Origin of the sequence: Streptomyces sp. NPDC087845, from assembly GCF_044742755.1 — a bacterium.
In the GTDB taxonomy this organism is placed as follows: Bacteria; Actinomycetota; Actinomycetes; order Streptomycetales; family Streptomycetaceae; genus Streptomyces.
In genome coordinates this window covers 67,329-79,678 of sequence record NZ_JBIUVC010000023.1, presented here as the reverse complement: position 1 = coordinate 79,678, position 12,350 = coordinate 67,329, and the positions used below count along the sequence as shown (strand labels likewise).

Annotated in this window: 9 protein-coding genes; 6 read left to right on the top strand and 3 right to left on the bottom strand. The window is 71.4% G+C overall.

The genetic code is table 11. From position 1 onward, the window contains the following. Positions 1–10 precede the first annotated feature (10 nt). Both cofD and ACIOMQ_RS36815 read left to right on the top strand, forming a co-directional pair. Positions 11–967 (top strand): 2-phospho-L-lactate transferase, encoded by a 957-nt coding sequence (gene cofD, locus ACIOMQ_RS36820; protein WP_401269725.1) that lies wholly within the window; start codon positions 11–13, stop codon positions 965–967. Further along, a complete protein-coding gene (locus tag ACIOMQ_RS36815; protein ID WP_362207295.1) occupies positions 964–2,289 on the top strand; it encodes a coenzyme F420-0:L-glutamate ligase in 1,326 nt (441 codons plus the stop codon). Before cofD ends, ACIOMQ_RS36815 begins: the two co-directional genes overlap by 4 nt. A gap of 64 nt (positions 2,290–2,353) precedes the next feature. Here ACIOMQ_RS36815 and ACIOMQ_RS36810 read toward each other — a convergent pair whose 3' ends face one another. From ACIOMQ_RS36810 to ACIOMQ_RS36800, 3 genes are all read right to left on the bottom strand, one after another. Continuing rightward, on the bottom strand, positions 2,354–3,352 hold the full coding sequence (locus ACIOMQ_RS36810; RefSeq protein WP_402192082.1) for a DNA-3-methyladenine glycosylase family protein: 999 nt from the start codon (positions 3,350–3,352) through the stop codon (positions 2,354–2,356). An 81-nt stretch (positions 3,353–3,433) separates the two neighbouring features. Continuing rightward, positions 3,434–4,525 (bottom strand): NDP-sugar synthase, encoded by a 1,092-nt coding sequence (locus ACIOMQ_RS36805; RefSeq protein WP_362207289.1) that lies wholly within the window; start codon positions 4,523–4,525, stop codon positions 3,434–3,436. A 79-nt stretch (positions 4,526–4,604) separates the two neighbouring features. Then, positions 4,605–6,179, bottom strand: a complete 1,575-nt coding sequence (locus ACIOMQ_RS36800; RefSeq protein WP_402192079.1) for an N-acetylmuramoyl-L-alanine amidase — start codon at positions 6,177–6,179, stop codon at positions 4,605–4,607. 137 nt (positions 6,180–6,316) lie between these two features. Between ACIOMQ_RS36800 and ACIOMQ_RS36795 the strand changes: the two genes are divergently transcribed. The 4 genes from ACIOMQ_RS36795 to ACIOMQ_RS36780 all read left to right on the top strand — a co-directional run bounded on the left by ACIOMQ_RS36795 (position 6,317) and on the right by ACIOMQ_RS36780 (position 12,292). Then, the gene (locus ACIOMQ_RS36795; RefSeq protein WP_362207284.1) at positions 6,317–7,069 is read left to right on the top strand and encodes a TIGR03089 family protein; all 753 of its coding nucleotides are present in this window, start codon (positions 6,317–6,319) and stop codon (positions 7,067–7,069) included. Positions 7,070–7,250: 181 nt separating this feature from the next. Beyond that, positions 7,251–8,510 carry an LCP family protein gene (locus ACIOMQ_RS36790; protein WP_362207281.1) on the top strand — a complete coding sequence of 420 codons (1,260 nt, stop codon included), beginning with the start codon at positions 7,251–7,253 and terminating at the stop codon, positions 8,508–8,510. A gap of 223 nt (positions 8,511–8,733) precedes the next feature. Next, entirely contained in the window at positions 8,734–10,539 is a 1,806-nt protein-coding gene (locus tag ACIOMQ_RS36785) for an LCP family protein (protein ID WP_402192077.1), read from the top strand. Between the two features lie 49 nt (positions 10,540–10,588). Continuing rightward, the gene (locus ACIOMQ_RS36780; RefSeq protein ID WP_401759614.1) at positions 10,589–12,292 is read left to right on the top strand and encodes an LCP family protein; all 1,704 of its coding nucleotides are present in this window, start codon (positions 10,589–10,591) and stop codon (positions 12,290–12,292) included. Positions 12,293–12,350 lie beyond the last annotated feature (58 nt).

The window sequence follows — 12,350 nt, the reverse complement described above, 5'->3', positions numbered from 1 at the left end:
ACTGCTGTGCATGCGCATTGTGGTTCTGGCCGGCGGTATCGGTGGTGCTCGTTTTCTGCGTGGCCTCAAGCAGGCCGCGCCCGACGCGGACATCACGGTGATCGGCAACACCGGTGACGACATCCATCTGTTCGGGCTGAAGGTCTGCCCCGACCTCGACACCGTGATGTACACCCTCGGCGGTGGCATCAACGAGGAGCAGGGCTGGGGGCGTACGGACGAGAGCTTCCACGTCAAGGCAGAGCTCGCGGCGTACGGCGTGGGGCCGGAGTGGTTCGGGCTCGGCGACCGCGACTTCGCGACGCACATCGTGCGTACGCAGATGCTGGCCGCGGGCTACCCGCTGAGCGCCGTCACCGAGGCGCTCTGCGCACGCTGGAAGCCGGGGGTCCGGCTGCTGCCGATGTCCGACGACCGGGTCGAGACGCATGTCGCGGTCGACCTGGACGGCGAGCGCAGGGCGATCCATTTCCAGGAGTACTGGGTGAAGCTGCGTGCCTCGGTCGAGGCCCGGGCGATCGTGCCGGTCGGCGCCGAGCAGGCCAAGCCGGCGCCGGGCGTGCTGGAGGCCGTCGCCGAGGCCGATGTCATCCTCTTCCCGCCGTCCAACCCCGTCGTGTCGGTGGGGACGATTCTTGCCGTGCCCGGGATCCGGGAGGCCATCGCCGAGGCCGGGGTGCCGGTCGTCGGCCTCTCCCCCATCGTCGGGGGCGCGCCCGTGCGCGGCATGGCGGACAAGGTGCTCGCCGCGGTGGGCGTCGAGTCGACGGCGTCGGCCGTGGCCCGGCACTACGGCTCCGGGCTGCTCGACGGGTGGCTCGTCGACACGGTGGACGCCGGGGCGGTCGACGAGGTGGAGGCCGCGGGCATCCGCTGCCGTGCCGTGCCGCTGATGATGACCGATGCCGACGCGACGGCGGAGATGGCCCGGCAGGCGCTGGTGCTGGCCGAGGAGGTCCAGGCGTGAGCGCCGACGCGGCCTTGGGCGGAGCGCCGTCCTACCGGGTCTGGGCGCTGCCCGGGATGCCCGAGGTGCAGGCCGGGGACGACCTGGCGAAGCTGATCGCCGCGGCCGGACCGGGGCTGGTCGACGGCGACGTCCTGCTGGTCACGTCGAAGATCGTCTCCAAGGCGGAGGGCCGGATCGTCGAGGCCACCGACCGGGAGGCGGCGATCGACGCCGAGACGGTACGGGTGGTGGCGCGGCGCGGCACCCTGCGGATCGTCGAGAACCGGCAGGGGCTCGTCATGGCGGCGGCCGGGGTCGATGCCTCGAACACCCCCGCCGGGACGGTGCTGTTGCTTCCGGAGGACCCGGACGCCTCGGCGCGCGCGATCCGGGACGGGCTGCGGGACACCCTCGGCGTCGAGGTCGGGGTCGTCGTCACCGACACCTTCGGGCGGCCGTGGCGCAGCGGGCTGACCGATGTCGCGATCGGGGCGGCCGGGGTCCTGGTGCTGGACGATCTGCGCGGCGGTACGGACGCGTACGGCAATCCGCTGAGCGCGACCGTGGTCGCCACCGCCGACGAGCTGGCCTCCGCCGGAGATCTGGTCAAGGGCAAGGCCGCGGGGCTGCCGGTCGCGGTGGTGCGGGGCCTCGGCCACGTCGTGGACCCGGCGGACGCCGCGGGCGGGGCACGGGCGATGGTGCGGGTCGCGGCCGACGACATGTTCCGGCTCGGTACGTCCGAGGCGGTGCGGGAGGCGGTGACCCTGCGGCGTACGGTGCGCGAGTTCACCGACGATCCGGTGGACCCGGGGGCGGTGCGGCGGGCCGTGGCCGCCGCGGTGACGGCGCCTGCGCCGCATCACACGACGCCGTGGCGGTTCGTCCTGCTGGAGTCCGAGGAGTCGCGGACCCGGCTGCTCGACGCGATGCGGGATGCCTGGATCGCGGATCTGCGCCGGGACGGGCGGAGCGAGGAGTCGGTCGCGAAGCGGGTGCGGCGGGGCGATGTGCTGCGCCGGGCACCGTATCTGGTGGTGCCGTGCCTGGTGATGGACGGCTCCCACACGTACGGCGACGAGCGGCGGGACACGGCGGAGCGCGAGATGTTCGTGGTCGCCGCGGGGGCCGGCATCCAGAACTTCCTGGTGGCGCTGGCGGGCGAGCGGCTCGGCTCGGCGTGGGTGTCGTCGACGATGTTCTGCCGCGATGTGGTGCGGGAGGTGCTGGAGCTGCCCGAGTCGTGGGATCCGCTGGGCGCGGTCGCGGTGGGGCGTCCCGCGGTTGCCCCTGCGGCGCGGGCGGAGCGGGGTGCGGAGGGGTTCGTCGCGGTGCGGTGAGGCGGGACGGGGTGCGGAGGGGTTCGTCGCGGTGCGGTGAGGCGGGGTGGAGGTGCCGCCGCCGTCACAGGCGGGCGATGTCGCCGCTGGTCATGCGCGGGGCCCGGCGGGGCGGAATGCGGCCCGAGAGCAGGATGAGGCGGGTCGCCCGGTGGCGCTGGCCCTCGTAGGGGGCGAGGAGGGCCAGCATTTCCTCGTCGTCGGCGTCTCTGTTGCCCGCCAGGGCGTGGCCGACGATGCCGGGGAGGTGAAGATCGCCGACCGTGACCGCGTCCGCCGCGCCGTTCGACCGCTGAAGGGTCTCGGCCGAGGTCCAGGGGCCGATGCCGGGGATCAGTTCCAGGCGGGCCATGGCCTCCGGGAGCTCCATGGCGGCCGCCTCCTCCAGACGGCGGGCCACCCGTACCGCGCGCAGGATCGTGGCCGAGCGCTTGGCGTCGACGCCCGCGCGGTGCCACTCCCAGGACGGAATCAGCGACCAGGTGCGGGCGTCCGGCATGACGTGCAGGCCGAGGGCGGTGAAACCGGCTTCGTGCGCGGGGCCGGGGGCCGGGGTTCCGTGCTTGCGGACCAGGTAGCGCCAGGCACGGTAGGCCTCGTCGGTGGTGACCTTCTGTTCGAGGATCGACGGGATCAGGGACTCCATGACCAGGCCGGTGCGCAGCAGGCGCAGGCCGGGGCGGCTGTGCCGGGTCAGGGCGAGCAGCCGGTGGCGCGGGCGGAAGGCGTCGGGGTCGTCCGCCGCGCCGAGCAGCGTCGGCAACTGCTCCAGCAGCCAGGACGCGCCCGGTCCCCAGGCCGCCGCCTCGATCCGGCCGCCCCGGGCCGTGACGCGGAGGGTGCCGGGACCCGCGGGCGTGCGGCCGGCCCGCCAGACCGTGCCGTCCCGGGTCGTCCGGAAGGTGGGGTCGGCGGGGCCGCGGCGCAGCGGGCCGAGAACCAGGCGCAGGTCGAGCGGGCCGGGCGGGGTCCAGTCGCGGGTCAGCGCGCCCGTCGCCGGAGCCGCCACCTGCTGCGGGACGGCCCCGCGCGGGGCGCTGCGGGGTGCGAATCGTCCTGCCACGGTGAGGTCCTCGGTCGTCGGGGGTGCCTGTCGAGGGTAAGCGCAGTGGCGGCTGCCCGGCTGCGCGTCGGGCCGTTCGTCCTACTCGTCGGACGAGAAGCGCACCGACGCGTCCGGCAGGACCGCCCCGCACCAGACGCGGATGCCGTCGCGCAGTTCGTTGTCGGCGCCGACCTGCGCCCCGTCCCCGACGACCGCGCCCTCGACCACCGTACGGCTGCCGATCCTGGCACCGGCTCCGACCAGCGAGTCCGTGATCACCGCTCCCGGTTCGACGACCGCCCCGGCCAGCACGGCGGAACCGTCGATCCGGGCTCCCTCGCCGATCAGGGCGCCCTCTCCGATCACCGTACCGCCGGTGAGTTTGGCGTCGGCGGCCACGGAGGCCGTCGGCAGGACGAGCCGGTCGCCGCACCGGCCGGGGACGGCCGGGGACGGGGCGCGGCCCAGGACCAGATCGGCGGAGCCGCGTACGAAGGCCTGCGGGGTGCCGAGGTCCAGCCAGTACGTGGAGTCGACCATGCCGTGGAGGTGTGCGCCGGAGGCGAGCAGTCCGGGGAAGGTCTCCCGCTCGACGGAGACCGGCCGGCCGGCCGGGATGGTGTCGATGACCGACCGGCGGAAGAGGTACGCCCCCGCGTTGATCTGGTCGGTGACGATCTCCTCGGGGGTCTCGGGCTTCTCCAGGAACGCGGTGACCCTGCCGTTGCCGTCCGTCGGGACGAGACCGAAGGCGCGCGGGTCCTCGACCCGGGTGAGATGGAGGGAGACGTCCGCTCCGCTGGTGGTGTGCGAGGCGACCAGTGCCCGGATGTCGAGGCCGGTGAGGATGTCGCCGTTGAAGATGAGCACCGGTTCGTCGGGCCCCGCGGTGAGACGGGGCGCGACGTTGCGTATCGCTCCGCCGGTGCCGAGCGGTTCGCGTTCGGTGACGTACTCGATGTGGAGGCCGAGCGACGAGCCGTCCCCGAAGTACGGTTCGAAGACCTCCGCCAGGTACGAGGTCGCGAGCACGATGTGCTCGACCCCGGCGGCCCGGGCACGCGCCAGCTGATGGGTGAGGAACGGGACCCCCGCGGCCGGAACCATGGGCTTGGGAGTGTGCACCGTGAGCGGGCGCAGCCGGGTTCCCTTGCCGCCGACCAGGAGGATCGCTTCTCTTGCCTCTGTCACAGCACTGACTCTGCTTCCTGGTGGGGCCTGGCCTGGTTTCGGCTGGCCAGTGTATGCAGACCGGCTCGGTCGTCCCCGGTCAGCGGCCCTGCAGGCGGGCCGAGCTGGTCCGCGCCGAGCCGAGCTCCTTGTAGAGACGCGCTCCGGGGCATTCGGTTGCGAAGCCGTCCCGGTGGCCGGAGATGACGTTGAGTCGGGCCTTCGTCCCCTTCTTGAACTTGTTGCCGCCGCCCGAGACGAGCGTGACCTTGCCGCTCGGGTCGGCCCCGAACAGGCCGAGCTTCCAGGCGGTGAGCTTCGCGACGGCGTTCACCGCGGCGGCGGGCGGGTCCGACGCGGAGAAGGTGCCGAGCACGGCGATGCCCATGCTGTTGGTGTTGAAGCCGAGCGTGTGCGCTCCGAGGACGGCCTTCGTCACACCCCCGGCACGTCCTTCGTAGATGTTTCCGCACTTGTCGACGGCGAAGTTGTAGCCGATGTCGCGCCAGCCGCTGCTCTTGACGTGGTAGCGGTAGATGCCGCGCAGGACCGAGGGCGCCTGGGAGCACGTGTAGTTGTTGCCCGTGGCGCTGTGGTGGATGAACGCGGCCTTGACGCTCTTGGTGTACACGAAGGCCCGCTCCCGGAGCTTCTCGTCGGCGCCCCAGCCCTTGCGGGTGATGATGCGCGGGCGGGGTCCGATGTACGGCTGGGCGCCGGGCGCGAGTCCGGCCTCCGCCTCACCGAGTGTCTCGGACTCCTCCTTGCTCAGGGCGGGGAGCACGCTCGCTCCGACCGGTGTGGTGCGGCCGTCGGCGTCGGCGGTGTCCGAGGTTTCTCCGCCGTTCTCGGTGTTCCCTGCGTCTCCGGAATCCCCGGTCTCGGTCTTTCCCGCGCCTGACGGGTCCCCGGTCTCGGTCTTTCCCACGCCTGACGGATCCCCGGTCTCGGTCTTTCCCGCGCCTGACGGATCCCCGGTCTCGGTCTTTCCCACGCCTGACGGATCCCCGGTCTCGGTGTCTCCCGGGTCCCCGGGGTCTCCGGCGGCCTCGGCGCCCGCCGCGGGGACCTGTTGCGGGTCCTTGCCGGGGTCGACGAGTTCGAGGCGCAGGCCGGTGGGCAACGGTACGGCGGGGGAGTTCCGGTCCTGCGGATCGGAAGCCTCCGGGCGTACGCGGACCGCGACGCCGTCCGATTCGCCGACCCAGAGCGGGGCGGTGGAGCCGCGTACGGTGCCGGATTCGCGCTCGTCGGTCCCGGGGTCGGCGGCGTGCTCGGCGTTGTGCGTCTCCAGGTCCTGCCAGTCCGACCAGCGGGTGGTGCCGGCGGCGCGGGTACGGACCTGGACGGTGCCGTGAAGTTCGGAGCCGGCGTCGTCCCAGACGACACCGACCAGGGAGAACGGGCGGACCTCGCGTTCGGGCAGCCCCTGTTCGGCGGGCTCGGTGGTCCGGGTGGGTTCGTCGGCGCCCCGGCCGGACGCCGCCGGCAGGGGCGACATCGGCAGGGACTGTGTCGAACCCGGCATGTCGGAGGGCTCAGCCGCCCCGGAGGGCTCGGCAGGGGCGGTGGGGGCGGCAGGGGCGGTGGGGGCGGCGCCCGCGGGCACGGCCGCCGGCAGCACGAGAACCGCCGCGCAGGTGGCACCGATCGAGGATGCAATGAAGGCACGCATACGCATGATCCTGGGCTCAATCCGACAACTCCGGCTACCGGGGCATCCCGGCACCATTGACGGGCCGTCTGCCGAACCGGTGTACCCGGCGCCCGTCCGCCCCGCCCGGCCCGGCACCGCCGCGTACCCTTGCGCGGATGAACGCCACCGACCGCACCCCCGCCGACCTGCTGCGTTCCGCACTCGCCGCGGATCCGGCCCGCCCCTTGGTCACTTTCTACGACGACGCCACCGGAGAACGCGTCGAATTGTCGGTGGCCACCTTCGCCAATTGGGTGGCCAAGACCGCCAACCTCCTCCAGGGCGACCTCGCCGCGGAGCCCGGTGACCGGCTCGCCCTTCTGCTGCCCGCGCACTGGCAGTCCGCGGTGTGGCTGCTCGCCTGTTCCTCGGTCGGCGTGATCGCCGATGTGCAGGGCGACCCGGCCGGTGCGGACCTCGTCGTCAGCGGCCCGGACTCGCTGGAGGCGGCGCGCGCCTGCCGCGGCGAGCGGGTCGCCCTGGCCCTGCGCCCGCTGGGCGGCAGGTTCCCGCAGCCGCCCGAGGGTTTCGCGGACTACGCGGTCGAGGTGCCGGGCCAGGGCGACCGGTTCGCCCCGTTCGCGCCGGTGGATCCGGACGCTCCCGCGCTGGCGGTGGGCGGGGTCGAGCTGACGGCGGCGCACCTGGTGGCGCGGGCCCGCGAGGACGCGGCCGGTCTCGGCCTGACCGCCGGATCGCGACTGCTGACGGGACGTGCGTACGACACCTGGGAGGGCCTGAGCGCGGGGCTGTTCGCACCGCTGGCCGCCGGGGGTTCCGTGGTCCTGTGCCGGCACCTGGGACAGCTGGGCGAGGAAGGTCTCGCGCAGCGCGTCGAGAGTGAACGGGTCACCAACACCGCGGTATGACAAGAGCCCTGAGGCTCACTCGTCCGGCCCACACCGGGTCGAGTCCTCGGGGCTGTGCGTCAACTCCGGTACATCATCGGCGGTACAGACCACTCGGGACACAACCAAGCGTGAGGTTCAGCCGTCTACTCCTGCGACCGGCGGCCCAGCGCGCCGCCGAACGTGAAGGATGGACGCAGACGTGAGCGAAAGCGCCGGCCCGCCGGACGACTCCGACGACTCGGCCGCGGGCGAGGACAGGGCGCGGACCGGGGACGGTTCCGGCGCCGGTCCGGAGCCCCTCGCCGGGCACAGGCACCACTGGCTGCGCTGGGCCGCGCTCGGCGTCTCGCTCGTCGTCCTGATCGCGGCGGGCGGCGGCTGGTGGCTGTACCGGAAGCTCGAAGGCAACATCCGGACCGACACCTCGGCGGCCGCCGAACTCAAGGTGTACGAGCGGGAGCGGCCCGCCTCCGTGGTGCACGACGCGGAGAACATCCTGCTCATCGGCTCCGACAGCCGGGCCGGCGACAACCGCGAGTACGGGCATGACGACGGCGGCAGCCAGCGTTCGGACACCACGATCCTGCTGCACCTCGCCGCGGACCGGAAGAGCGCCACCGCGGTGTCCCTGCCGCGCGACCTGATGGTGTGGATCCCGGCCTGCCACAAGGCGGACGGTACGGCCTCGAAGAAACAATTCGCCCAGTTCAACTGGGCCTTCGAGTTCGGCGGCACCGCCTGCACGATCCGTACGGTCGAGAAGCTGACCGGCATCCGGATCGACCACCAGATGGTCGTCGACTTCAACGGCTTCAAGGACATGGTCGACGCCGTGCACGGGGTCGAGGTCTGCCTCAAGAAGCCGGTGGACGACCCCGACGCCCACCTCAAGCTCCCCGCCGGGCGCCACAAGCTCAACGGCGAACAGGCACTGGGGTACGTACGTGCCCGCAAGTCCATCGGCAACGGCAGCGACACCGAACGGATGGACCGCCAGCAGCAGTTCCTGGGCGCGCTGGTCAACAAGGTGCAGAGCAACGGCGTCCTGCTCAATCCGACCCGTCTCTACCCGGTGCTGGACGCGGCGACCAAGGCGCTGACCACGGACCCGGGTCTGGACAGCCTCAAGGACCTGTACGAACTGGTGCGCGGCCTGCGCGACGTACCGACCGACAGGGTGCAGTTCCTGACCGTGCCCCGGCAGCCGTACGCCGCGAACCCGAACCGGGACGAACTGGTCCAGCCCGATGCGAACCGGCTCTTCAAGCGGTTGCGCGAGGACGCCCCCGTCGCCGTGGTCCCCGCGGACCGGCTCAAGGGCGACCGGGGCGACGGGGACGACAACGGGAAGAACAACGGGGAAAACAATGCCTCGGCCGATACGCCGGGGGCCCCCGGGCCGAGTCCCACACCGACCTATTCGGGCAACAACGCGGCGGCGGACCTGTGCAAGCAGTAAAGCAATTCCCAAGCAGAAGCCGGTGATCGGCGTGTATTGAGCAGAATGACCAGTTGTAAGGACCGTGGAATTTGTCACGCTCGTCGCCCGACTCGGAACCGGGCCGATAGTGTGACGCGATCCGGTGCTGCCGGCCGCCAGGCCGCGCACTTCTGGAGCGAAAGATCGAGCGCCTGACCGGGGGAGGCGCCTCGCGTGGCACCGACGGAGGACTCAAGCAACCGTGGATGCGCAAAGCCGTGGGCGGGCGGATGAATTCGACCCCGCAGACCAGTGGGTCCTCAACCCGCACACCGGCGATTACGAACTGCGACTGAATAATTCCGGAGGGGATTCGGCCGGTGCTTCCCAGGCATCGGGCCCGCGTATCCCCCGTCGCAGAGAGCCGGTCCGCGACGGTGACGGCGAACACGGAAACACGAATCGTGACGGCGGTGGCGAGCGCCGGGACCAGTCCCACGACGGACGCGGGCCCGGTCGCCGCGGCGAGGTGCCGGGGCAGCGCGGCCGCCGTTCGGCCAATGGCCCGCGCGGTCAGGAGAGTTCCGGTGGCGAGACGGCGGGCCGCCGCAGCCGCAAGGCCCCCAAGGCCCGGCGCAAGAAGGCGCTGATGTGGACGGGCGGTGCGACGGCCTTCGTCCTGGTCGGCCTCTCGGTGGGCGGCTACGCGCTGTACCAGCACTTCAACGGCAACCTGAACACGGTCGACGTGGGCGGGGCCGGCAACAAGAACGTCTTCGACAACGACGCCCCGATCAACATCCTGATCATCGGCACCGACAAACGCACCGGCAAGGGCAACGAGGGCTACGGCGACAAGGGGAGCGTCGGCCACGCCGACACCAACATCCTCTTCCACGTCTCCGAGGACCGCACCAACGCGACGGCGCTGAGCATCCCCCGCGACCTGATCACCGACATCCCGGACTGCAAGGTCAAGCAGCCGGACGGCTCGGAGAAGGTCGTCCCGGGCACGCAGAACGTCCGCTTCAACCAGAGCCTCGGCCAGGAGGGCCGTAACGCCGGCTGCACCATGGAAACGGTCAAGGAGATCACCGGGCTGAAGGTCGACCACTTCATGATGGTCGACTTCAACGCGGTGAAGGAGCTGTCCACGGCGGTCGGCGGGGTCGAGATCTGCCTGGCCAAGCCGGTCAAGGACCCGGACTCCCACCTGAACCTGCCGGCCGGTGAGCACCGGATCCAGGGCGAGGACGCCCTGGCGTTCGTACGGACCCGGCACAGCTTCGGCAACCATGGCGACCTGGACCGGATCAAGGTCCAGCAACAGTTCATCGCCTCGATGATCCGGCAGATGCAGTCCGACTCCACCCTGACCAGCCCGACCAAGCTCTACAAGCTGGCGGACGCGGCGACCAAGGCACTCACCGTCGACACCGGCATCGGCACGGGGAAGAAGCTGGCCTCGCTGGCCCAGGAGCTCAGCAAGGTCAACACCAAGAACATCACCTTCGCCACGGTGCCGGTGCTCGACAACCCGGCCGAGAAGACACCGGTCACCGTCGTACTGAACCCGGCCAAGTCCGACCAGCTGTTCGCCATGATGCGCGACGACACCTCGCTGACCGAGGTGAAGTCGAAGAAGAAGGCCGCGAAGAGCAAGCAGGACGCGCTCCTCAAGGGCTCCAAGGCGGCCGCGGGCGACGTACGCGTCGATGTGTACAACGGCGGCAAGGTCCCGGGAGCCGCGCAGGCGACGGTCACCTGGCTCCAGAACGAGCAGGGTGTGCTCAAGTCCACCAACAAGGCCAACGCCCCGGCGAAGGCCGCGAAGACGACGCTGGAGTACGCGCCGAACCAGGCGGACCAGGCCCGTGCGCTGGCCGCCATGATGGGCCTGCCCGGCTCGGCCATGAAGCAGGGCACCGCGGACGCCGAAGGGCTCCAGGCGATGGTGCTGACGCTGGGCGACGACTTCAAGGGCGCGGGCACTCCCATCACCGGGCCGGCCAAGGTGCCGGCCGACATCCAGCAAGCAAACGCCGACAAGGCAGAGTGCGCCAAGTGACACCGGGTCACTGCGCTTACCCACGAGTCTGAGCAGCAGGGGGGACCTGGTGGCACGAAGTGGTACACCCGGGGAGGGGACGCGACCACGCGTCCGGCACGCCGGCCAACTCGGCTGGGACGACGGCCTCTACGAGGATGCGCCGGAGAAGGGTCCGGACTCCGGTGCCGACGGCGGTCCGGCCGCGGCGGCGGACGGCGACCGCGGGCAGGGCGGGACGCCGGACGGCGACCACGGGCAGGGCGGGGCGAAGCGGCACGGCAAGACGCGCAAGCGCCGCGTGCTGCGCTGGGTCGCCTCGGTCGTCTCGCTCGTCATAGTCGGCGGCGCCGCCGCCGGATACCTCTACTACGAGCACCTCAACGGGAACCTCAAGAAGGCCGATCTGACCCTCGGCGACAAGAAGATGGCCGACCACAAGGCCAATGCCGCCGGGCAGACCCCGCTGAACATCCTGCTCATCGGCTCGGACGCGCGGGACACCCCGGAGAACCAGAAGCTCGGCGGGGCCAAGGACACCTTCGGGGCGCCGCCCCTGGCCGACGTACAGATGCTGCTCCATGTCTCCGCCGACCGCAGCAACATGTCGGTGATCAGCATGCCGCGCGACACCCTGCTGAAGATCCCGAAGTGCACCGACCCGAAGACGAAGCACGTCTACCCCGCGACCACCGGTCTGGCGATGACCAACGAGACGCTCGGCCGCGGCGGTCCCGGTTGCACGGTGGCCACCTGGTACGAACTCACCGGCATCACCATCGACCACTTCATGATGATCGACTTCTCCGGTGTGATCTCGATGGCCGACGCGATCGGCGGCGTCCCGGTCTGCGTCAAGGGCAATGTCTACTCCCACACGAGCGCGGGCAAGGGCTCCGGGCTGAAGCTGGAGAAGGGCACCACGAAGATCAAGGGCAAGCAGGCCCTCCAGTGGCTGCGGACCCGCTACGGCTTCGAGGACGGCACCGACCTCGGCCGTACCCACGCCCAGCACATGTACATGAACTCGATGGTCCGTGAGCTGCGCAAGGGCACCAAGCTCACCGACCCGGGCAAGCTGATGGACCTGGCCGAGGCGGCGATCAACGCACTCACCGTCGACAAGTCCATCGACACGGTCAAGGAGCTCTACGACCTCGCGGAAGACCTCAAGAGGGTGCCGACCAAGCGCATCACGATGACGACGATGCCGAACGTCTACGGGACGGGCGACCTGAAGGAGCGGGTGCTCCCCAAGCCCGGCGACGCCGACCAGCTCTTCCAGATGGTCCGCGACGACGTCCCGCTCGACGGCAAGGCGTCCAAGCGCAAGAAACCGGCCGCCGCCAAGAAGCCCACGGCGTCCCCGGCCGAGATCCCGGTGACCGTCCGCAATGGCACGCGTACCGAAACCGAGTACCCGGTCAAGGGCCGCGCCTCGGCGGTCCAGACGCTGCTGGCCGGGAAGGGCTTCACCCGGGCCACGATCGACGCGCAGAGCACCGAGGCCGCGAAGCGGACCGGGATCCTCTTCCCCACCGTGGACATGGAGGGCAACGCCCAGGCGGTCGCCAAGGCGCTCGGCATCCCGCTGACGGCGGTGAAGAGGTCGGCCGACGTCTCGGGCATCACGCTGACCGTGGGGGCCGACTGGCGCAAGGACGGGCCGTACCACGCGCCCTCCGCCGAGGAGAAGACGCCGGGCAGCGCACGGGCGCTCAACGGCGACGACGAGTCGGCCTGCATGGACATCCAGCCGGGCTTCAGCTGGTAGCGCCGCACGGGCACAGCACACCGCAGGGGGCCTTCCGGCACATCGGAAGGCCCCCTGC

Excerpts from the sequence above, each read along its gene's own strand:
- ACIOMQ_RS36800 (WP_402192079.1), bottom strand. The coding sequence starts at position 6,179 with ATGCGTGCCTTCATTGCATCCTCGATCGGTGCCACCTGCGCGGCGGTT.
- ACIOMQ_RS36795 (WP_362207284.1), top strand. The coding sequence starts at position 6,317 with ATGAACGCCACCGACCGCACCCCCGCCGACCTGCTGCGTTCCGCACTC.
- cofD (WP_401269725.1), top strand. The coding sequence starts at position 11 with ATGCGCATTGTGGTTCTGGCCGGCGGTATCGGTGGTGCTCGTTTTCTG.